Genomic DNA, 19,030 nt, shown 5'->3' with positions numbered 1-19,030 from the left:
TGCCGGTCTGGCAGGACAAGCTGTTCATCGGGCTGGCGCGCTCGGCGGCCGATGCAACGGAATATTTCCAGATCCCGACCGGACGGGTGGTCGAGATCGGGACGCAGGTGGCTATCTGAACAAATGGCCGTGCCCTTCGAAGGGCACGGCCATTTGTCAGGCTCAGCTCACCAGAGCCGCCTTGTTTGCCTCAAGAAATTGCTTCAGCGGCCGCGGCTTCCTGCCGGACAGCGTCTCGACCGCGTCGGTCACCATGCTGATGCGGCCGGAGCGGGTGTTGGTGTCGAAGGAAACGATGACCGGGGCGAAACCTTCGGGGACGCCGGCTGCCTTCAATCCCCCGGTCAGCGCTTCGTCGGAAAGCTGGACGACCTCGATTGGCTTGCCGGTAACTTCGGTGACGAGGGCCGCGATTTCAGCGACCGTATAGGCCTGCGGACCCGTCAGCGTGTATGTCGTGCTTTCGGTTGCCCCCGATGCGAGACCGGCGGCGATCGCCGCGGCCATATCGTCGCGCGCGCCATGGGCAATACGGCCGTCTCCGGCGGATGTGTACCACTGCCCCGAGGCGATGGCGTGCGGCAGCGCCATGAACAGGTTCTCCTGGTACCAGCCGTTGCGGAAGATGGTGTAGGAAATGCCGCTCGCCTTGATCGCCTGCTCGGTGCCGTGGTGATCGGGCGCAAACAGCACCGGCGATCCTGGCTCCGGATTGGGCATCGATGTGTAGAGCAGATGCGAAACGCCGGCGCTTTTTGCGGCGGCGACCGCGGTCTCATGTTGCTTCAGGCGCTTGCCCGGAAGGGCAAGCTCGTTTGTCGAAATGATCAGAACTCTGTCGGCGCCGGTAAATGCACTGGCCAACGATGCGGTGTCGTCGAAGTCGGCCGCCCTAATAGTGACGCCGCGCGCTGCCAGATCGGCCAGATTTTCCGGATTGCGGGTGGCGGCGATGATGCGCTGAGGGGAGATCTTGAGCGTGTCAAGCAGATGATTGATGACGCCGCGGCCAAGCTGGCCGGAGGCGCCGGTGACAAGAAGGGTGTCGGTCATGAAAGGTCCTGACGTTGCGCGGAGCGGCGGGTGCATATGTTAGTCTCAAAAAGAGACCAGCACTAAAATAGGAATTGACCCATCCTCGTAAAGAAGGCAGTTTTGCGGGAGGTAGGCACACTCAGGGAACCAGCCATGGACGGCAAGATCGTCAATCTGAGATCGAAGCTCGAGATATACAAAGCAGGCAGCGGGGGCGGAAACCTTGCGGATTGCCCGGTTCGCGACGTGATCCAGGGGATCAGCAATAAATGGAGTTCGCTGCTGATGGAGGCCTTGGCCGAGAAGCCGTACCGCTTCGGCGAGTTGCGGCGCCTCGTGCCCGATATTTCACAGCGCATGCTCACCCAGACGTTGCACGATCTGCAGCGCGACGGGTATGTACATCGCCAGGTCTTCCCGACCAAGCCGCCCAGCGTCGAATATAGCCTCACCGATCTCGGGCGCTCGATGTTTGGACCCTTGCATCAGCTGATCCAATGGGCCGAGCTCAATCACGGCGCTGTACGCGAGGCGCGGAAGGTTTTCGATGCTGCCGAAGGCTGAGCCTCCAGGCCGAGACGGCGCCTTGATTTAGCGACAGCGCTGAAGGATTGTCCGGCCTGGGTTGGGGCGGGCAGATGGGCAATTCTCTGGATATCGCGATTGCCGGCGCCGGGCCGGCTGGACTTGCCACCGCGCTCTATCTCGAGCGCGCCGGACACAGGGTCACGATCTTCGAGCGCTTCGACCAGCCAAAACCGGTCGGGTCCGGGCTGATCCTGCAGCCGACCGGGCTGACGGTGCTTGCCGATCTCGGCCTGCTCGAAGACATTCTGGCGCTGGGCTGCCGCATAGACCGCCTGCATGGTGCAGATGCCAAGACCGGCCGCACAGTGCTCGACGTCCGCTACGATGCTCGGCGTGGCGGCCGTTTCGGGCTGGCGGTACATCGCGCAGCTCTGTTCGGCGTGCTTTTCCGCGCCGCCCGGCGCCAAGCGGTCCACATCGAGACAGGTATCGAGCTTGAGACGCTGGAAATCGGCGAACGGGCAACGTTGATCTGCGGCAACGGACGACGGATGGGGTCGTTCGACCTGGTAGTGGACGCCAGCGGTTCACGCTCCAAACTGCGGCGGTGCGTGAACAATCCGGGCGAACCGCGATCGCTCGCCTATGGCGCTTTCTGGGCATCGCTTGGCTGGCGCGGCGAGGGTTTCGACGAGCACGCGCTGCTGCAGCGCTACGACAGCGCAAGCGTGATGATCGGCGTGCTGCCAATCGGCCGGCCCGAGCCGGATGCCCAGAAGATGGCGGCATTCTTCTGGAGCCTCAAGCCGGCGGATGCCGAGTACGTCTGGGGGGCAGGTCTCGAGGCATGGAAGGCGAGATTGGTCGGGCTGTGGCCTGAATGCGCGGCCTTCATCGACCAGATCGACAGTTTCGAGCAGCTGTCGCTGGCGCGCTATGGCCATCACACGATGAAGACGCCAGCCGGACGGCTATTGGCTGTCATCGGCGATGCGGCCCATTCAACCAGCCCGCAGCTCGGCCAGGGCGCGAACATGGCGCTGCTCGATGCAGCCGCGCTCAACTACGCACTCATGGGAACGGACCGTGTCGATACTGCACTGGAGGCCTATGTCCGGACGCGGCGATGGCATGTGCGGGTCTTCCAGGCGCTGTCGCTGGTGCTGACGCCGTTTTATCAGTCGGATTCGATTGTGATGCCGTTCGTCCGCGACAGGCTGGTGGCGACGCTGGCAAAAGTCCCGCCGGCGCCGCAGTTTCTTGCTTCCATGGTTACAGGAACGGTGATCAATCCATTCAAGCCGATAGGGCTTGCGGAAGCGCTATGGCCGGATCGCCTTGGCGGATGATTTCCGAAAGGTGCGAACCCTTAGCCTGCAAGAATGCATGGAGGCGTTGCGGATAGTCGGGAGCGACCGCGCCCTTCACGGATGGGCGTATGCGCAACGCCTCGCGCCATACCTGGACATGCGGCTTTCCGTCCAGGATGCCGAAATCGCCGATCCGGTCGAAGACGTCGAAATAGCGGAAAATCGGGCCGTAGACCGCGTCGACCAGTGAAAAGCGCTCGCCGTCGAAGCATGGCCCAGCCGCGCCATTGGCCCGTTCCACTTCCAGGCGATCGAACATTGCCGATAGCGTCTCGCTTTCAGCGAGCAGCGCGGCTTCCGTAGGCGCTGAATAGAAGCGGCCGATGGCATTGAGGATTGCCGAGCCGAACTCGATCCAGGCGCGATGCCGGGCACGGGCATAGGGGTCGGTGGGATGCAGTGGATTGGGCTGGGTTTCCTCGAGGAATTCGAGGATGACCGCCGATTCGAAGATCACCGTTTCCTGGCCGTCATGCTCAACGCGAAGCAGCGGCACCTTGCCGAGCGGTGATATCGCCTTGAACCAGGCAGGCTTGTTGGCGAGATCGACCGTGATGCGTTCGAACGGCACGCCCTTTTCGCGAAGTGAAATCGCCGCGCGCTGCACATAGGGACAAAGATGGTGGCTGACGAGGATGAGCTTACCGGTCATCTCACTCTCCCCAGACATAGTTCAAGGCGCCGTCCTCGATGCGGGTGGAGAGGAACATCAGGCGGGAGCCCTTCGGCGCCGGGCCTTCGAGGCGATCACCGTTCGCCATGTCGAACGAGGCGCCGTGCCACTGGCAGACGAGCTTGCCGTCCTTGCAGTCGAGCGGACCACCGAAATGCAGGCAGACGTTGGCGGCAGCGCGGATACGCTCGCCGCTGCGGTAGACATGGACCTCGCGGCCGAAGAACGGAGCGATCAGGCTGCCTGTTTCCGGAACGTCGGCGATCCTGCAGATTTCATACTTCATCGGAATTTGTCTCTCATGATTGATGCGACTGCATCTATATAGATGCATTTGCATCGATCGTCAAGCTTGATGCAATTGCATCTATCACCTACGATGCAATCATGACCGGGATTCCTACACCTCCAGCAATCAAAGCCTGGGCCCGCCTGATGCGGGTTTCGCGCCAGTTGTTGGAAAGAGCCGAGGACGCGCTGAAGGACAGTGGCCTGCCGCCGCTTGCGTGGTACGACGTCCTGCATGAGCTTGCCGAGGCGGGCGAGGGCGGATTGCGGCCGTTCCAACTCACCGAGCGCACCCTGTTTGCGCAGTACAACATCTCCCGGCTGCTGGCGCGGCTGGAAGCCGACGGGCTGGTCGAGAAGCTTCCCGTTGCCGATGACGGCCGCGGGCAAACCGTCCGCGTCACCGACAAGGGGCGCGAGACGCGTCGCCGCATGTGGGCCGTCTACGGCCGCTCGATCGCGGAGTTGGTCGGCTCCCGGCTTTCCAATGATGAGCTCGATGCGCTGTCAGCTCTGCTTGGGCGCCTGCGAGTTCCGCCCGCCCCGGAGTGACACGCCTTCATGGCGAAGACGCGCCGATTGGCGAGGTCAGGCACTGCCCAACAGGAATGCCAATGTCGCCAGAACACCAAGCCCGACGCGGACCATATGCAGATTGCCCCATTTGACGATCAATGTCCGAGCTTCAGCATTGATGGTGTTCGCGTCCATCGCCTCCAGCAACCTATTTGCGGGCATCATCACCAGCAGCGTCCATGGCCAAGGCAGGATGATCAGCACGGCGCCGGCCAGATAAGCGAGATTGCTGGTCAGCCACCAAGCGACGAGGCCTAGAATACAGGCGATGACGGCGATCGAGGCCTGCATGGCGGCGCCGCGCTTGTAGGAAGGCTGCCATTCCTGCAGCAATGCTTTGTCCTCAAGGCGAAGCCGCGCCGGTTGTTCGGCTACGCTGACGTAGATGGCCGCGCCTGCGAACACTGCGGTAACGGTCAAGGCAAGCAATCCGGCGAGCATGATCCCTGTCTCCCGTGTTGTCCCGCATGGAGCAAGCTACAGAAATAAAGACTTGCGCCGGGTCGGGCAATACGCCATAAAGCCGAACCGTAACGTACGGTACGCTATCGAGCTCCTATGTGAACTGCGGGCGAGTTCGCCTCCTGAGAGAAAGACTGTGTTGCACGCTGTGACCGACATCGACACCAGCGAGACGCTGACGGAGCGGCAGAAAGCCGTGCTCGACGCCGCCCTTCGCCTGCTGGTCGAAGAGGGCGATCAGTTGACCATGACCGCGGTGGCGCGGCGGGCGAGCTGCTCTAAGGAGACGCTCTACAAATGGTTCGGCGATCGCGACGGGCTGTTGACGGCGACGGTGCAATGGCAGGCGTCCAAGGTGCGGGTAGTGCCGGTTGATCGCAAGGGGCTCGACCTTGCTTCGCTGACGGCGAGCCTCGAACGCTTCGCTTCGGACTGGCTCAAGGTAATTTCGAGCGACACCTCGATCGCACTGAACCGGGTGGCGGTCGGCCAGGCTAGTTCGGGGAAAGACGATCTCGGCGCCATCGTGCTGGAGAACGGCCGCTTCGCACTGGCCAGGCGCCTTAAGCCGGTGCTCGAGGCAGGCAAGGAAGCTGGTTTCCTCGAGTTTTCCGATGCTGAGACGGCGTTCCGCACCTTTTTCGGGCTGGTCGCTCGTGACGTGCAGATCCGCCTGCTGCTTGGCGACCGGCTGGAATTGACTGATGCGGCGATCGGCGGCGATGCCGTCCGGGCGACGCAGCAGTTTCTCGCTCTTTACAGGGCAAAAACCGGGCCGCAAGGCCTCTGAATTCAAAACGGGAAGGAAGAAAAATGCGTGTCTATTACGATCGCGATGCCGATCTCAACCTGATCAAGGGCAAGAAGGTCGCCATCATCGGCTATGGCAGCCAGGGCAGGGCGCATGCGCTCAACCTCAAGGATTCCGGCGTCAAGGACATCGCCATCGGCCTCAAGGCCGGCTCGGCGACCGCCAAGAAGGTTGAGGCCGACGGGCTCAAGGTGATGAGCGTGGCCGATGCCGCCAAGTGGGCCGACCTGATGATGATGGCGACGCCCGACGAGCTGCAGGCCGACATCTACAAATCCGAGATCGCGCCGAACATCCGCGATGGCGCAGCGATCGCCTTTGCCCACGGCCTCAACGTGCATTTTGGCCTGATCGAGCCTAAAGCCTCGGTCGACGTCGTGATGATCGCGCCGAAGGGGCCCGGCCATACGGTGCGCGGCGAATACCAGAAGGGCGGCGGCGTGCCGTGCCTGGTCGCGGTCAACCAGGACGCTTCGGGCAATGCGCTCGACCTGGCGCTCTCCTACGCCTGCGGCGTTGGCGGCGGCCGTTCGGGCATTATCGAAACCAATTTCCGCGAGGAGTGCGAGACCGACCTGTTCGGCGAGCAGGTGGTGCTGTGCGGCGGTCTGGTCGAATTGATCCGCGCCGGCTTCGAGACACTGGTGGAAGCCGGCTACGCGCCGGAAATGGCCTATTTCGAGTGCCTGCACGAGGTCAAATTGATCGTCGACCTGATCTACGAAGGCGGCATCGCCAACATGAACTACTCGATCTCGAACACCGCCGAATGGGGCGAATACGTCTCGGGCCCGCGCATCATCACCGCCGAGACCAAGGCCGAGATGAAGCGCGTTCTGAAGGATATCCAGACCGGCAAGTTCACCTCGGAATGGATGCAGGAATACCGCGCCGGCATGTCGCGCTTCAAGGGCATCCGCCGCAACAATGACAGCCACCAGATCGAGGAAGTCGGCGCCAAGCTGCGCGCGATGATGCCGTGGATTTCCAAGAACAAGCTGGTCGACAAGGCCAAGAACTGAAGGAAATCCACGTTCGTTTCGTTGCGCGTCCTCAGGCTTCGCCCTGCTGGCGCGCGGTGGATTTCCAAGAACAAGCTGGTCGATAAGGCCAAGAACTATCGCAATTTCATTGCCGATCAAGAAAGGCCGGCGGAGCGATCCGCCGGCTTTTTCGCATCAATATTGTGTGGTTCCCAGGCTTGTGGACAGGCGCATTATCCTCATCACCGTGGTATGCCTGTGCGGGGCATGGCACAAAAGTGCCAAAGGGGGTGAGCGTTGGAACTCAAGTTTCTGTTGATCGGGTTTGCCTGCGCGGTTGCCGGCATGCTCTCCCTCGTCACGTTCCTGAAGTGGTGGGAGGTGAGGGCGGTCAGCCGCTGGTCTCCGACGCCGGGAAAGATCGTCTCGTCGCGTGTCGAGGCTCGCGAGGTGACCAGTTCGGGATCCGGTTCGGACAGCAGAGGGTCGACCGAGATGCGCAACTTCCCGGCGATCACCTTCGAATACAAGGTGAACGGCAAGAAGTTTCGCAGTTCGCACTACAGCGTGCAGGAGAACCTTGGAAACTTTGCCGTGGCGGAAACCCTTGCGAAATTTCCAAACGGGGCCGGCGTAACCGTCTTCTACAACCCGGCCGATCCAGCCAAGGCCGTGATCGAACGCACCATGCCCGAAGGTTCCTTCAAATTCATGGTCCAGCTTTCGGCCGGGCTGGTGGTTGGCGCGCTGGTATTGGTCTTCTCCGTCGGCGGCGTCCTGGAAGCGATCCGGCCGTTTTTGCCCAAGCCGCAGAACCTCGGCGCCGCGGCCCTGCTGCTGTTCATGGGATTGTTTGTCCTGCGCATGGGCTTCGCCCAGAAGTCACTAGCGGAACAGGCGGCGAAATGGCCCATCACGGCAGGACACATCGATGCTTCGGGCTCACAGAAATTTGAGACCCGCGACAGGTCCGGAGGCGGCTATCGGCCCTGGCGAACAGTCTTCAAATCCCGCATCGTCTACAGCTATAGCGTCGCCGGCCAGCGCTACGCCGCCGATCGCATCGCTTTCGGCGCAAACGTGACGGCTTCGCTGCCGAGCCTCGTCAGCGGTCAATCACGGCGCTACCTCGAGGGCGACAAGGTCGAAGTCCACTACGATCCCGTCAATCCGGCTGCCGCGGTTCTCGAATGCAGGGTGAGTGGGCTTTGGCTCCTGTGGGTCTGCGCAGTTGGCTTCATAGGTGGAGCCGCGCTGCTTGTCGGGGTGATCTAAGGCTGAAGCTGCCGTCCTCGACGCTGTAGATCCAGAGGAAGGGCACTTGTCTTCAGCATCTGACAAGAACTCCGCTGTCGAAGCCCGGCCATGTCAGTCTCAACGTTGCCCCGTCGACCACAACATGGATGACACGGGAGAACGGCTCTTCGGCCGACGGGTCGGATCCGTAGCATTGGCTGGCCCGCGCCACCCAACCCGTGGGTGTCTTGAGAAACGTTGCGTGTTCGCAGCCGAGAGCAGGGAGCGACAGCGCATCGCGGTACAATGTGTAGACCGTCTGGCGTTGAACATCCGCAACGGCGGTGCAGTTCGATCTGTCCCGGGACCATGTGCCGACATAGGGTTCCGTGGCAACGGCGCTGCCGCACGAAAATGTTGAGATCGAAATGAGCATCAAGAGATTTCGGATCATCGATTCTTTCTTTCGACCATGACATCGGGCCATGCTAAAGCATCGATACTTAGATTTCACAATGATGCTGCTCCAGGGACTTAAATGATCATCCGCAAGGCAGCAGCTATTTTTCTGTGCATGCTGAGCCTGTCGCAAGCAGCGAACGCAACAGAATGTTCGCTCAGCCATGCGACCTATCGCGAGCCGCGTTCGGGAGCGACGATACAGTTCCGGCCCACAGACAACGAGCCGGCTGCGCTGACGACCGAGGTCTTTTCGCTGATCGTACCCAACACCGACCTTCGTCTGCCGTCGGACATCACCTGGACCAATGGCAAGTATTCGTTTCCTGTGGGTACGATCCGGCACACCTGCACCGACGACGATCGCGAGGCGGGTCTTGAGGACGGCACCGGACTGTGCAGAGTGTGGGACGGGCAGGTCTATGCGTTCAGTGCAGGCGGTGCCGAGCAGCTGAGTTCCCGCGAAACTTCGCCGGCACCGGCAGGGTTGCTGTTGCCTGATTTCGGCGCGATTTTTACCGAATGGCCCGATTTCGCCAAAGCCAATCCCGACGGTTCGGCCTGGGACGCCTTTAGCTTGACGGGTTGCAGCTATGAATAACAAGAGACTGCCGGCCTGCATCTGCACCCTGTCGGTCCTTGTGGCCATGGCCCCGGGGGCTCGTGCCGACCAAAGCACGCCGTCGCGTCCGCCCGTCGACAAATGCAGTTGGGAACGGTTGGCGGACAGGGATGTCGGGCTGGCTGCCTGGGTACAGCGCTGCGATTTCGGTTTTCGCCGGATTCATTTCGAGTTTGGCGGCAATGCTCTTGCCATCAAATACAGCGATGGCGGTTCGGCCGATCCCGTCGTCGAAGTCTTCGATATGCTGCCGGGCGAGGCCGCCGATGCTGCGTTGCAGCGCATTTTTACGCAGAAGACCGAGAAAGCCATCAGCACACGTTGCGTGCTCATGCCTTACACCGAAGGGGCGACGCCCGCGCGCATCCTCCGGTATGTTTTCAGTCCCGATGCCGCCTATCGTGAGGAATTGAAGACCGTCGCCAACCCTGACGAGGTCGGCGAACCGCCTTGCGGCGAATGGGGCGAAGCCCCGGACGGCATTCAGTATTTCGAGGTGCAATCACCCGAACTGCGAAAGCTGCTATTCGTTCGCGTCGGCCAGGATGAGCCGCTGTTTGACGAGCAGACGCTGCAAGTCCTGCCACCCGGATAGCGCCGGTAGATATCAGCCGTAATGCCAACTGGGCTTTGGCTGGGTGCCGGTGAACATCACGCCGATGCGGTCCTCGCGGCGCCAGCGGACCACGGCCTTGTAGGCGATGCCGTCGGTCGGAACATAGAGCAGGAACTCATCGGGCACGCGCGCGTCGATCGAGACCTTCAATTCGGCGCCGCCGGCATGCATGTTGCGCAGCGTGCATGTGACCTCGGAATTGGTCATGCCGGTCAGGATCGTCGCGCCCTTGAAGACGCGCTGCCGGCGTTTGTCCCTCTGTTCGTCCTCGGCCATCGCACGCAATCCAGCCATTTTTCGCGTCTCGGGCGTTCTGATCGGGAGGATTATTAGACCTGCCTGATAAAAATAGCGTTATCAGCAGTCGGGACTGGGAGATGTTCGCGGTTCCTGGCTGGAAGAAAAAGGCGCCGCGAAGCACGGCGCCGAACGATGCTTGTTGTCGGCCTGCTTACCTATAGGGCGAGTAGCATTGCTGGCGCGGCCCGTAATAGGGCTGGAAGGTGTTGTCCCAGGCGCGGTACGACCGGTAGCGATTGTAACACCATTGGACATGTGCACTGGAAAGCCGCCCTGCGCGATAATAGCGGCGCGGTGGCGGCGCGTCGTAGTAGTTGTAGCTGTTGTACAGGCTGCCAAGGCCGAGCCCCAGGCCCAAGCCAAGAATCGCGGCACCCGCACCATCATCATAGTAGCCGCCGCGGTAATGGCGGCGATGGTGGCGCCAGCGCCAGCTGTCGTCCCAGCCGCCATTATCCCAGTGTCTCGAAAAATGACGGCCGCGGAAATTGTGGGACCGCCATCTCCAATCGTCGCCGCCGTGCCATTGCCGAAAGCCGCGATTGCGCCAACGCCAGATCTGCCTGTCATTGCCGCCTGCCCAATCTTCACGAATTTGCACGATGTCGGCAGCATTGCCCGCCACCGGCAGCAGAGGTTTGGGTATTGGCCCGGCAAGCGAGGGGGCCGAGAGGCCGGTGATCAGACCGAGGGCCATCAGCCCGGATCTGACAGAAGATAAAAAGAGCGGTTTCATCGCACTCTCCGAAGATTCAGGCCCCACGCCCAGAATACCCCGGGGAAGGGCCTATTGATGGAACTTTCCATCTGAACGGAAGATGAACAAAAAGGTTCCGTCAGCCATAGCGAGCGCGCGATCAAGCAGAGCCGCCTGATTTCTGCGCCCTTGTTTTCGGGCGCGCTTGCGGGCAAAGGTCAAAGCCATGTCGCTGCGCCTTGCCACTTTCAACGTCGAAAACCTGATGAACAGGTTTGATTATTCCGGATACCGCAATCAGCTCAACGAAGATCGCACGCTGGCGCTTTTCGACATCCAGAGCGAGGCCGAATACAAGATGCTCGAGCAGGCGCGGGCCATCGCGCAATCCGACGACACGCGGCAGTTGACGGCGCTGGCGATCGCGGCCACCCGCGCCGACATCATCTGCATGCAGGAGGTCGATAATATCGAGGCGCTGAAGGCCTTCGAATATGGTTATCTGTTCAAGATGGTGGGGCAAGGCTACCGGCAGAAATACACCACCGCCGGCAATGATTCGCGCGGCATCGACGTCGCCGTGATGATGCGCAACGAGACCGCGCAGGGCCAGCCGATCGAATTCGTGCGCATGACCAGCTACGCCTATGTCACGTTCGAGCAATTCGGGCTGCACACGGCGGAATTGGCGGCGCTTGGTCACCAGGCCAATGAACGCATCTTCCGGCGCGACTGCCTGGAAATCGATCTGACCGTGGCTGGCGCGCCGTTGACGCTCTATCTCGTGCATTTCAAGTCGATGGGCTCGCCCCGTAACGGCCTCGACGGCCGCGAGGCGACAATGCCGCTGCGTATCGCCGAGGCGCAGGCGGTGCGCCGGATCATCGAGGAGCGCTTCGGCAAGGACCATGCCGCCGACAAGCGCTGGGCAATCTGCGGCGACATGAACGACTACCGGCAGCGCGTGAAGATCACTGGCGATGTTTTCGACGGCTATCGCTTCGAGGTGATCGACGAGACCCGGTCCTGCATCGACGTGCTCACTGCCGGCGGTTTTTGCGAAAACGCGGTCGAGCGGCGGCCGGAAATGGACCGTTGGACTTTCTATCACACGCGCGGACCGGAAGAGCGGCATCTCTGCCAACTCGACTACATCCTTTTGTCGAGGGCGCTGGCCAGGCAGAACGCCACCGCCGTTCCCGATATCATCCGTAACGGACAGCCTTGGCGCACCATATTTCCGGCCGGCCAGGAGGTCGAGCGCTTCCCACGCGCAGGGTGGGACCGGCCGAAGGCATCCGACCATTGCCCGGTAGCAATTGGCCTCGACATGGCGTGAGACAGGCGTGAGTTTTGACCTGCCGCGCAACGTCATCCTGCCGGTCGATGCCATCGACGTCAGGCTCGATCCTGGCCCGCATCCATTCGAGCGCGATAATGCCCAGGCGATCGCGGCGAACTGGCGGCGTGAGACCGCATCGAAGCCGGCGCTTTTCGACGGCACCGTGGTGCTGCTTTCCGCACTCAGCTACCGCGACAATCGCCTCGTCGGCCGCTGCCATGCGGTGCGGTATTCAACTTTCATGCTTTGGCGCAGCAATAGACAGGTGCCTGGCGCCGAACATGCCTACGCGCACGCCATGCTGGTCGCTGGCGACAATGCGCTGGTGGCGATCCGCATGGCGCCGCATACGGTCAATGCCGGCCGCATCTACTTCGCCGCCGGTTCGTTCGAGCCCGCCGATTTCCGCGACGGCCTTGTCGACGTCGACTTCAACATGATCCGCGAGGTACGGGAGGAAACCGGCCTCGACCTATCAGGCGCGACACGCGGCAGGCGCCACTACGCCCTGTCGACGGCAAGCGGCACGGTGATCTTTCGCCGCTACCGCGAGACGGCCTCCGCCGACGACCTGGCACAGCGGATCCGCGCTTTCGTCGCGGCCGAGTCAGAGCCTGAAATCGAAGGTCCTGTGATCATCCGCAATGCAGCCGACCTGCCGGACGGATTGATGCCGCATATGAGACCGCTGATCGAATGGCACTTCGCGCAAGGATTCCGACTCTAACGTCGCGACCTGCCTTCAATAGCCTTGCGGTCGCTGCGGGCAGCGACAAAATACAGCAGCACGCCGAGACCCAGGAGTGCCCCCATGGCCGTTCCCATCGTCTGCCCAATTACCTGCTGGAAGTCAGCTGTGACGCGATCGGGATTATCCATTCCATAACGGATCAAATTCCACCAAAGCCCTGCCAATGCGGCTTCGACGATCACCATCGCCAGAGCCAGTCGCCCTCTCTTGCTCATCCATTGTTCCCCCTTAGTCCCCAACAGCATTGTTATCATTGCAGATTGTGCTGCGACAAGGGCAGGTTGCTTATAAAATTGGCAGCGTCGCGAGGCGACATTTGCTGCAACGCTCTATTCATGCCTCAGCGCGTCGATGGGGTTGAGCCGTGCGCCGCGCAGCGCCGGGAAGAAGCCGAACACCATGCCGATCAGCGCGGAAAAGCCGACCGCAAGCAGGATGACCGCCGGGCTTGGCGCAAACGGGATCGTCAGCGTCAGCGAGGCGAGGCCGGCCAATGCCAGGCCGATCAGGATGCCGATGATGCCGCCAAGCAGCGACAGCACCGTCGCCTCGACCAGGAACTGGATGAGGATGTGCTTTTCGTGGGCGCCGATGGCGAGCCTGATGCCGATCTCGCGCGTGCGCTCGGTTACCGACACCAGCATGATATTCATAATGCCGATGCCGCCGACGAGCAGGCTGACGCCGGCGACGGCGCCGAGCATGCCAGTCATGGTGGTGGTGGCGCTGGCCATGGCATCGGCGATCTGGGTCATGTCGCGGATCGAGAAATCATCGTCTCGGTCGGGCGTGATGCGGCGTGTGTCGCGCAAGATGTCCTCGACGCGCTGCTGCAGCACCGTGGTTGGCGTACGGTCGTCGGCGGCGACATAGACCGATTCGATGTCGCGATTGCCGGCAATGCGACGCTGATAGGCGGCGAGCAGCATCAGCACGACATTGTCCTGGTCCTGGCCGAAGCCGGTATAGCCCTTCGGTTCGAGCAAGCCGATGATCTTGCAGGAGGTGCGGTTGACGCGGATGATCTCGCCTTCGGGGTCACCGGCGCCGAAGAACTGCTGGCGCACCGTCTCCCCGATGAGGCAGACGCCGGTCCCCGAGCGGGTTTCCGAATCGCTGAACGGGCGGCCCGAAACCAGCTTCCAGTCGCGGGCATCGAGATAGGCGCTGTCGGTGCCGGTGACGCCCGAGGTCAGGCTTTCGGTGCCGAAAATGACGCGCACCTGCTTTTGCGACGCCGGCGCGATAGCGCGCGCGCCGTCCAGATGCGCGACAAGCGCTGCGAGATCCTTGTAGGCAAGAGGCCGGACCACCTGGTCGAGCCCTCCAGGGCCGCCAGGCCCCGCCGGACGGCCGGAACGGATGACAAGCAGATTGCTGCCGAGCTTGGAAATATCGGACTTGACCTTCTCGGTGGTGCCCGAGCCGATGGTCAGCATGGCGATGACGGCGGCAACGCCGATGACGATGCCGAGCAGCGTCAAGAACGAGCGCAGCACGTTGCGGCGGATGGAGCGGAGCGAGAGGCGGACGGTTTCCCAGATCATGGCTAGGCCATCTCGAGATTGGCGGTATCCGAGGCGACATGGCCATCGAGGAAACGGATCGTGCGCTGGGCATAGCCGGCAACATCGGCTTCGTGCGTGACCATGGCGATGGTCAGGCCGAGCTCGCTGTTCAGCTGCGTCAGGAGCTCCATGATCTCGTGCGTGCGGGCGGTGTCGAGATTGCCGGTCGGCTCGTCGGCAACGAGCAGCGTTGGCCTGGTGACGATGGCGCGGGCGATCGCCACGCGCTGCTGCTGGCCGCCGGACAGCTCGGCTGGCGTATGATGCTCGCGGCCAACAAGGCCGACCTCGGCAAGTGCCTGCATAGCAAGGCCGCGGCGCTCGCGGGCGCGAACGCCGCGGTAGATCAGCGGCAGTTCGACATTTTCCGCCGCCGTAGTGCGCGGCAAGAGATTATAGCCCTGGAAGACGAAGCCCACATAGAGATTGCGCAGCTGAGCACGGCGGTTGCGGTCGAGACGGCCGGCGTCGATGCCTTCGAAGCTGTAAGTCCCAGCGGTCGGCGTGTCGAGGCAGCCAATGATGTTCATCGCCGTCGATTTGCCGGAACCGGATGGGCCCATGATGGCGACGAATTCGCCGCGTCTGATTGCGAGGTCGACGCCGGCCAGCGGATGCACCCGGGCTTCGCCCTGGCCATAGCTTCTCCAGACCTTGTCGAAGCCTATGAGCGTGGTCGCGACCGATGCCACGATCAACTCAGCTGCTGCGAGGCGGTAATGACTTGTGCGCCTTCCTCCAGGCCGGAGACGATCTCGGTCAGTTCGCCGTCTGTCGAGCCGACCCTGACGTTGACCGGATGCGGCCGCCCATTCTCCAGCACGTAGAGCGTGCGCGAGCCGTCGGTGGGCTTCGTCGCCGCCGGGTGCTGGCGGTTGCCGCCGGGGCGTCCCATGCGGCCGGTGAACAGGTCGGTGAGGCTCCAGCCGCGCTCCGCTGTCTGGGCCGGCCGGTAGCGGAAGGCGATCGACGGCACGGTGAGCACGTTCCTGGCCTGCTTGGTGACGACCGAGACGGTGGCTGTCATGCCGGGCCGCAACAGAAGTTCGCTGTTGTCGACATCCAGCCTTGCATCGTAAGTGACGACGCCGTCGGTGGTGACTGAGGCATAGGAGATGTCGCGGATTTCGGCGTCGAACGGCCGTTCCGGAAAGGCATCGACGGTGAAGCGCGCATGCTGGCCGGGTTTGACGGCGCCGATATCGGCCTCGTCGACCGCCGCCTTCAACTCCATGTTCTTCAGGTCGGCGGCGATGACGAACAGCACCGGCGCCTGCAGCGAAGAGGCGACCGTCTGGCCGGGATCGACCGAGCGCGTCAGTATGATGCCGTCGATCGGAGCGTAGATGGTGCTCTTGGCAAGATCCGTCTGCTGCGCCTTGAGATCGGCACTGGCCATGGCGAGGTTGGCTTTGGCGATATCGAGTGCCGCCTTCGAGCGGTCGCGCGTGGCAGTTGCCGCTTCGAGCGACTGGTCCGTCGCCATACCGCGCTTGGTCAGTTGTGCCGCGCGCACCAGCGCCTTTTCGTTCTCGGCCAGGGTCACGGTGGCGTCCTCGACACTCGCGGCCGCTGCCTTGGCGGAGGCCTGGGCGCGCTCGATCTGCACCTCCAGCTTTGCAGTGTCGAGCGCAGCCAGCACATCGCCCTTCTTCACCAGCTGATTCTCGTTGACCGAGACCGAGCGGACGACGCCGGAGAGTTCGCTGGAAATATCGACCTGGGTGAGAGGCTGCAGCGTGCCGGTTGCCGAAACCGCGACGGTAAGATCGGCCATGGCGGCCAGTGTCGTGGTATACTCGATCTTGGCGGGCGAGCCCGCGTACCAGGGGTAGCCGACGACACCCGCGGCCACTGCGAGTAGCGCAAGCAGCGCGTAAAACCAACCGCGACGGCGTTTTGTCTTCAGGCCCTGGTGGTCGAGCCCGAGCGCCGTCTCGATGGCGGAAGCGGATTCCGTCTTTGGCAGATTGACAATCTGGTCCACGCCGGACCCCTATGTTCAGTGATATCCCATCAGTGCACAAATCAGGCCTTATGGTTCAAAATTCAAATTAAATTTCGCTCATGTTAGGAATGAGGCAGAGGACTTACTGAGATGCAGCCGCGGAATTACTTGCTTTACGACGTATTCACCACCAACCGGCTGGCCGGCAATCCGCTGGCCGTGGTGCTCGACTGTGACGGGCTGGACCTTGCGGCGATGCAGGCGGTGGCGCGCGAGTTCAACCTGTCGGAAACCGTCTTCGTGCTGCCGGCTGACAACCCGAAGCACCGGGCCCGCATCCGTATCTTCACGCCCGACTATGAAATGCCGTTCGCCGGCCACCCGACCGTCGGCTCGGCGATAGCGCTCGCCGAAATGGCGGGAGAGGCCGCCGGTATCTTCGTGCTCGAGGAGAATATCGGCCCGGTGCGCTGCGCTGTCAGCAAGCACGATGGTTCGACCTTTGCCGAGTTCGACCTGGCGAAACTGCCGGCCCAGCTGGAATTGTCGGCCGATCCCGAGGCGATCGGCGCGGCCCTTGGCCTTGGGCCGCACGAGATCGGCTTCGAGAACCACCGCGTTTCGTTCTGGTCGGCGGGCGTGCCCTACGTGACCATCCCCGTCGCCAATCTGGAGGCGGCCGCTCGGATTAGGCTGGACAACCAGGCGTGGTCGGAGCTCGCACCACGCAAGAGCGAATGGGCCTTCGCCAGCCCCTATGTCTATTGCCGCGAGACGGTGCACCATGACAGTGCCTTCCATGTCCGCATGATGGTGCCCGGCAATCCGTCCTACGAAGACCCGGCGACCGGATCAGCGGCGGCCGCGTTCGCCGGCGCGATCATGCATTTCGACGGCCCGACAGACGGCGTTTCACAACTGTGGATCGAGCAGGGGCTGGAGATGGGCCGGCCTTCGCGCATTCGCCTCGAACTGAATGTCGACGGCGGCAAACTGGCCGCCGCCCGCATCGGTGGCCATGCGGTGAAGGTGGCTGAAGGCAGGCTTTTTGTTTGACGACCTCGGCACTTCGGCGATTTGTCGGGAAATGAATCCCACGGGGCTGGACATGGCGGATGGCGGCGGCTATATGCCCGCCAACGCCGGTTTTTACCGGCCGAGTGGGTGCGTAGCTCAGTTGGTAGAGCAGCTGACTCTTAATCAGCGGGTCCACAGTTCAATCCTGTGCGCACCCACCAAAAATCTCCAGGATTTGGTGGAAAGACCTTAGAACGAGCCGGTTTCATTCACCGCGCTCGTTTCATCGACTTTGGGCTGCTTTTGGAGTCCGATAGTCTTTGGCGAGGCGTGCTCTTAGCTCGCGGCGCTCGCAGCCGACTGGATCAAACGCTGCGATTGCCGCGCCCGAAAACGCGGCTCAGAAACTTGCCGAACCGAAAAGCGATGCCATTGTCAGCACTCTGACGTCTGTCAGCATCAACATCGGCTTTTCCCCCTGAAAAGTCGCTGATAAGCCACCAGAAGAAGATCAAGAAAAGGACGAGAATCGCGGTGTCGATCGGACCGTAGCTGGAGTATCTGCCGCGCGAAATTAGCGCACCGCTACCGACAATGAGAAACGCAGCAGAGTAGGCGGGGTGAAATTTTTTCATCCCACCAGATTTATCTGAGAATCATTGCGAACGGAAGCTGCTGCCTTAGTGGATCAAGCTCATAGGCCGATGTTGAACTGGATCACTTCTCCGAAACACCAGCCTCCGCAAAACTTGCCATCCTGGCATGGCATTCGAGTGCCGAGCGGACGATGTTGACGGCGAGGCAGGCGCCGGAGCCTTCGCCGAGCCTCATGCCGAGGTCGAGCAAGGGCGGCAGGCCGAGCGCCTCCAATAGACGACGGTGGCCGGATTCGGCCGAGACATGGGCTGCCAGGGTGTGGGCGAGGCCAGCAGGGTGCAGCGCTGCCAAGGGTGCCGCTGCGGCGGTGCAGACGAAGCCGTCGAGCAATACCGGCACGCCGAGATGACGCGCAGCCAGCGTTGCGCCCAAGATCGCCGCAAGCTCGCGGCCGCCGAGGGCCGCCGCGAGCTTCAGCGGATCGGCCAGCGCCGGGGCGTGGCGCTTCAGGCCGGCCTCGATGGCGACGATCTTGCGCACGAGGCCGGCATCGTCGACGCCAGTGCCGCGCCCGGTCCATCGTTCGGCGCCGCCGCCGAACAGCGCGGTTGAGATGGCCGCCGCCGGCGTGGTGTTGCCGATGCCCATTTCGCCGAAGCAGACGAGGTCGAGGTCCTTGCTGACCGCGTCGTAGCCGGCCGAGACAGCGGCGAGGAAGGCCTCGTCGTCCATCGACACGTCTTGCGTGAAATCGCCGGTCGGATGATCCAGATCAAGCGGGATGACGTCCAGCTCCGCGCCGGCGATGCGGGCAAGCTGGTTGATGGCGGCGCCGCCGCCGGCGAAATTCGCCACCATCTGCACGGTGACCTCCGACGGGAAGGCCGACACGCCTTGCGCGGTGACGCCGTGATTGCCGGCGAAGACGAAGACCTTGACACGGTCGAGCTTTGGCATGTCGCGGCCCTGCCAGCGCGCCAGCCAGGCGACTATTGTCTCCAGCCGGCCAAGGCTGCCTTGCGGCTTGGTCAGCGTGTCCTGGCGGCGGGCGACGGCATTGGCCGCGGCGTCGCTGCCAATGGGCAGGCCGAGGCAGGCGGCGCGCAGTTCATCGAGCGATTTGAAAGGCATGGGGGCAAAATCTCCGAAAC

Annotated in this window: 25 protein-coding genes and 1 tRNA gene; 13 read left to right on the top strand and 13 right to left on the bottom strand. The window is 62.4% G+C overall.

Annotated features, from left to right (window positions below; genetic code table 11):
• A partial coding sequence (locus tag NKH83_RS31635) for a KUP/HAK/KT family potassium transporter (RefSeq protein WP_502895575.1) occupies positions 1-119 on the top strand: 119 nt, incomplete at its 5' end.
• Between the two features lie 43 nt (positions 120-162).
• Here NKH83_RS31635 and NKH83_RS14385 read toward each other — a convergent pair.
• Entirely contained in the window at positions 163-1,053 is an 891-nt protein-coding gene (locus NKH83_RS14385; protein WP_352477516.1) for an SDR family oxidoreductase, read from the bottom strand.
• A 135-nt stretch (positions 1,054-1,188) separates the two neighbouring features.
• On the opposite strand from NKH83_RS14385, the gene NKH83_RS14380 reads away from it, so the two are divergent.
• Entirely contained in the window at positions 1,189-1,599 is a 411-nt protein-coding gene (locus tag NKH83_RS14380; RefSeq protein ID WP_352466906.1) for a winged helix-turn-helix transcriptional regulator, read from the top strand.
• A 74-nt stretch (positions 1,600-1,673) separates the two neighbouring features.
• Positions 1,674-2,912 carry an FAD-dependent oxidoreductase gene (locus NKH83_RS14375; protein WP_352477517.1) on the top strand — a complete coding sequence of 413 codons (1,239 nt, stop codon included), beginning with the start codon at positions 1,674-1,676 and terminating at the stop codon, positions 2,910-2,912.
• Here NKH83_RS14375 and NKH83_RS14370 read toward each other — a convergent pair.
• Together NKH83_RS14370 and NKH83_RS14365 are read right to left on the bottom strand one after the other, a co-directional pair.
• Positions 2,860-3,585: a glutathione S-transferase family protein gene (locus tag NKH83_RS14370; RefSeq protein WP_352477518.1), complete on the bottom strand. Its 726-nt coding sequence runs from the start codon at positions 3,583-3,585 to the stop codon at positions 2,860-2,862. The two genes, NKH83_RS14375 and NKH83_RS14370, sit on opposite strands and share 53 nt — an antisense overlap.
• 1 nt (position 3,586) lies before the next feature.
• A complete protein-coding gene (locus NKH83_RS14365) occupies positions 3,587-3,892 on the bottom strand; it encodes a Rieske (2Fe-2S) protein (protein WP_254820707.1) in 306 nt (101 codons plus the stop codon).
• 101 nt (positions 3,893-3,993) lie between these two features.
• On the opposite strand from NKH83_RS14365, the gene NKH83_RS14360 reads away from it, so the two are divergent.
• The gene (locus tag NKH83_RS14360; protein ID WP_254820706.1) at positions 3,994-4,446 is read left to right on the top strand and encodes a MarR family winged helix-turn-helix transcriptional regulator; all 453 of its coding nucleotides are present in this window, start codon (positions 3,994-3,996) and stop codon (positions 4,444-4,446) included.
• Between the two features lie 36 nt (positions 4,447-4,482).
• On the opposite strand, the gene NKH83_RS14355 is transcribed toward NKH83_RS14360, so the two are convergent.
• On the bottom strand, positions 4,483-4,911 hold the full coding sequence (locus NKH83_RS14355; protein WP_352477519.1) for an anthrone oxygenase family protein: 429 nt from the start codon (positions 4,909-4,911) through the stop codon (positions 4,483-4,485).
• A gap of 157 nt (positions 4,912-5,068) precedes the next feature.
• Here NKH83_RS14355 and NKH83_RS14350 point away from each other — a divergent pair, with 157 nt between their 5' ends.
• The 5 genes from NKH83_RS14350 (at position 5,069) to NKH83_RS14330 (ending at position 9,638) form a co-directional block, all read left to right on the top strand.
• The gene (locus tag NKH83_RS14350; RefSeq protein ID WP_352477520.1) at positions 5,069-5,722 is read left to right on the top strand and encodes a TetR/AcrR family transcriptional regulator; all 654 of its coding nucleotides are present in this window, start codon (positions 5,069-5,071) and stop codon (positions 5,720-5,722) included.
• Positions 5,723-5,745: 23 nt separating this feature from the next.
• Positions 5,746-6,765 carry a ketol-acid reductoisomerase gene (ilvC, locus tag NKH83_RS14345; protein WP_023676662.1) on the top strand — a complete coding sequence of 340 codons (1,020 nt, stop codon included), beginning with the start codon at positions 5,746-5,748 and terminating at the stop codon, positions 6,763-6,765.
• Between the two features lie 258 nt (positions 6,766-7,023).
• On the top strand, positions 7,024-8,001 hold the full coding sequence (locus NKH83_RS14340) for a DUF3592 domain-containing protein (protein ID WP_352477521.1): 978 nt from the start codon (positions 7,024-7,026) through the stop codon (positions 7,999-8,001).
• 499 nt (positions 8,002-8,500) lie between these two features.
• A complete protein-coding gene (locus tag NKH83_RS14335; RefSeq protein WP_352477522.1) occupies positions 8,501-9,022 on the top strand; it encodes a hypothetical protein in 522 nt (173 codons plus the stop codon).
• On the top strand, positions 9,015-9,638 hold the full coding sequence (locus NKH83_RS14330) for a hypothetical protein (RefSeq protein ID WP_352477523.1): 624 nt from the start codon (positions 9,015-9,017) through the stop codon (positions 9,636-9,638). Before NKH83_RS14335 ends, NKH83_RS14330 begins: the two co-directional genes overlap by 8 nt.
• Before the next feature lie 12 nt (positions 9,639-9,650).
• Here the strand turns inward: NKH83_RS14330 and NKH83_RS14325 are convergent, their stop codons facing one another.
• From NKH83_RS14325 to NKH83_RS14315, 3 genes are all read right to left on the bottom strand, one after another.
• Positions 9,651-9,935 (bottom strand): PilZ domain-containing protein, encoded by a 285-nt coding sequence (locus NKH83_RS14325; RefSeq protein ID WP_352477732.1) that lies wholly within the window; start codon positions 9,933-9,935, stop codon positions 9,651-9,653.
• A 175-nt stretch (positions 9,936-10,110) separates the two neighbouring features.
• Positions 10,111-10,695, bottom strand: coding sequence for a BA14K family protein (locus tag NKH83_RS14320; protein ID WP_352477524.1), 585 nt, complete (start codon positions 10,693-10,695; stop codon positions 10,111-10,113).
• Between the two features lie 51 nt (positions 10,696-10,746).
• Positions 10,747-10,884, bottom strand: a complete 138-nt coding sequence (locus tag NKH83_RS14315) for a hypothetical protein (protein WP_254820699.1) — start codon at positions 10,882-10,884, stop codon at positions 10,747-10,749.
• Between NKH83_RS14315 and NKH83_RS14310 the strand changes: the two genes are divergently transcribed.
• Together NKH83_RS14310 and NKH83_RS14305 are read left to right on the top strand one after the other, a co-directional pair.
• Positions 10,883-11,995, top strand: a complete 1,113-nt coding sequence (locus NKH83_RS14310; protein WP_352477526.1) for an endonuclease/exonuclease/phosphatase family protein — start codon at positions 10,883-10,885, stop codon at positions 11,993-11,995. The genes NKH83_RS14315 and NKH83_RS14310 overlap by 2 nt on opposite strands.
• A gap of 7 nt (positions 11,996-12,002) precedes the next feature.
• Positions 12,003-12,725 carry a hypothetical protein gene (locus tag NKH83_RS14305; protein WP_352477527.1) on the top strand — a complete coding sequence of 241 codons (723 nt, stop codon included), beginning with the start codon at positions 12,003-12,005 and terminating at the stop codon, positions 12,723-12,725.
• Here NKH83_RS14305 and NKH83_RS14300 read toward each other — a convergent pair.
• The 4 genes from NKH83_RS14300 to NKH83_RS14285 all read right to left on the bottom strand — a co-directional run bounded on the left by NKH83_RS14300 (position 12,722) and on the right by NKH83_RS14285 (position 16,304).
• Positions 12,722-12,964 carry a hypothetical protein gene (locus NKH83_RS14300; protein WP_352477528.1) on the bottom strand — a complete coding sequence of 81 codons (243 nt, stop codon included), beginning with the start codon at positions 12,962-12,964 and terminating at the stop codon, positions 12,722-12,724. The genes NKH83_RS14305 and NKH83_RS14300 overlap by 4 nt on opposite strands.
• Before the next feature lie 114 nt (positions 12,965-13,078).
• Positions 13,079-14,296, bottom strand: coding sequence for an ABC transporter permease (locus NKH83_RS14295; protein ID WP_352477529.1), 1,218 nt, complete (start codon positions 14,294-14,296; stop codon positions 13,079-13,081).
• Between the two features lie 2 nt (positions 14,297-14,298).
• Positions 14,299-15,009, bottom strand: coding sequence for an ABC transporter ATP-binding protein (locus tag NKH83_RS14290; RefSeq protein ID WP_352799601.1), 711 nt, complete (start codon positions 15,007-15,009; stop codon positions 14,299-14,301).
• A gap of 2 nt (positions 15,010-15,011) precedes the next feature.
• Positions 15,012-16,304 (bottom strand): efflux RND transporter periplasmic adaptor subunit, encoded by a 1,293-nt coding sequence (locus NKH83_RS14285; protein ID WP_352477531.1) that lies wholly within the window; start codon positions 16,302-16,304, stop codon positions 15,012-15,014.
• 111 nt (positions 16,305-16,415) lie between these two features.
• Here NKH83_RS14285 and NKH83_RS14280 point away from each other — a divergent pair, with 111 nt between their 5' ends.
• Together NKH83_RS14280 and NKH83_RS14275 are read left to right on the top strand one after the other, a co-directional pair.
• The gene (locus NKH83_RS14280; RefSeq protein ID WP_352477532.1) at positions 16,416-17,321 is read left to right on the top strand and encodes a PhzF family phenazine biosynthesis protein; all 906 of its coding nucleotides are present in this window, start codon (positions 16,416-16,418) and stop codon (positions 17,319-17,321) included.
• 106 nt (positions 17,322-17,427) lie between these two features.
• Positions 17,428-17,503, top strand: a tRNA-Lys gene (locus NKH83_RS14275).
• A gap of 144 nt (positions 17,504-17,647) precedes the next feature.
• Here NKH83_RS14275 and NKH83_RS14270 read toward each other — a convergent pair.
• Positions 17,648-17,917, bottom strand: coding sequence for a hypothetical protein (locus NKH83_RS14270; RefSeq protein ID WP_352477533.1), 270 nt, complete (start codon positions 17,915-17,917; stop codon positions 17,648-17,650).
• Positions 17,918-17,999: 82 nt separating this feature from the next.
• A complete protein-coding gene (gene cobT / locus NKH83_RS14265; RefSeq protein ID WP_352477534.1) occupies positions 18,000-19,010 on the bottom strand; it encodes a nicotinate-nucleotide--dimethylbenzimidazole phosphoribosyltransferase in 1,011 nt (336 codons plus the stop codon).
• Positions 19,011-19,030: the final 20 nt, after the last annotated feature.

Origin of the sequence: Mesorhizobium sp. M0909 (assembly GCF_040319515.1) — a bacterium.
Taxonomy (GTDB): Bacteria; Pseudomonadota; Alphaproteobacteria; order Rhizobiales; family Rhizobiaceae; genus Mesorhizobium.
The sequence above is the reverse complement of the archived record's forward strand: the minus strand, read 5'-3'. Positions and strand labels throughout refer to the sequence as shown.

Bases quoted from the DNA above. Each gene is read 5' to 3' on its own strand.
- NKH83_RS14385 (WP_352477516.1), bottom strand. From the start codon at position 1,053: ATGACCGACACCCTTCTTGTCACCGGCGCCTCCGGCCAGCTTGGCCGC.
- NKH83_RS14380 (WP_352466906.1), top strand. From the start codon at position 1,189: ATGGACGGCAAGATCGTCAATCTGAGATCGAAGCTCGAGATATACAAA.
- NKH83_RS14375 (WP_352477517.1), top strand. From the start codon at position 1,674: ATGGGCAATTCTCTGGATATCGCGATTGCCGGCGCCGGGCCGGCTGGA.
- NKH83_RS14370 (WP_352477518.1), bottom strand. From the start codon at position 3,585: ATGACCGGTAAGCTCATCCTCGTCAGCCACCATCTTTGTCCCTATGTG.
- NKH83_RS14365 (WP_254820707.1), bottom strand. From the start codon at position 3,892: ATGAAGTATGAAATCTGCAGGATCGCCGACGTTCCGGAAACAGGCAGC.
- NKH83_RS14360 (WP_254820706.1), top strand. From the start codon at position 3,994: ATGACCGGGATTCCTACACCTCCAGCAATCAAAGCCTGGGCCCGCCTG.
- NKH83_RS14355 (WP_352477519.1), bottom strand. From the start codon at position 4,911: ATGCTCGCCGGATTGCTTGCCTTGACCGTTACCGCAGTGTTCGCAGGC.
- ilvC (WP_023676662.1), top strand. From the start codon at position 5,746: ATGCGTGTCTATTACGATCGCGATGCCGATCTCAACCTGATCAAGGGC.
- NKH83_RS14335 (WP_352477522.1), top strand. From the start codon at position 8,501: ATGATCATCCGCAAGGCAGCAGCTATTTTTCTGTGCATGCTGAGCCTG.
- NKH83_RS14330 (WP_352477523.1), top strand. From the start codon at position 9,015: ATGAATAACAAGAGACTGCCGGCCTGCATCTGCACCCTGTCGGTCCTT.
- NKH83_RS14325 (WP_352477732.1), bottom strand. From the start codon at position 9,935: ATGGCCGAGGACGAACAGAGGGACAAACGCCGGCAGCGCGTCTTCAAG.
- NKH83_RS14320 (WP_352477524.1), bottom strand. From the start codon at position 10,695: ATGAAACCGCTCTTTTTATCTTCTGTCAGATCCGGGCTGATGGCCCTC.
- NKH83_RS14310 (WP_352477526.1), top strand. From the start codon at position 10,883: ATGTCGCTGCGCCTTGCCACTTTCAACGTCGAAAACCTGATGAACAGG.
- NKH83_RS14315 (WP_254820699.1), bottom strand. From the start codon at position 10,884: ATGGCTTTGACCTTTGCCCGCAAGCGCGCCCGAAAACAAGGGCGCAGA.
- NKH83_RS14300 (WP_352477528.1), bottom strand. From the start codon at position 12,964: ATGAGCAAGAGAGGGCGACTGGCTCTGGCGATGGTGATCGTCGAAGCC.
- NKH83_RS14295 (WP_352477529.1), bottom strand. From the start codon at position 14,296: ATGATCTGGGAAACCGTCCGCCTCTCGCTCCGCTCCATCCGCCGCAAC.
- NKH83_RS14280 (WP_352477532.1), top strand. From the start codon at position 16,416: ATGCAGCCGCGGAATTACTTGCTTTACGACGTATTCACCACCAACCGG.
- NKH83_RS14270 (WP_352477533.1), bottom strand. From the start codon at position 17,917: ATGAAAAAATTTCACCCCGCCTACTCTGCTGCGTTTCTCATTGTCGGT.
- cobT (WP_352477534.1), bottom strand. From the start codon at position 19,010: ATGCCTTTCAAATCGCTCGATGAACTGCGCGCCGCCTGCCTCGGCCTG.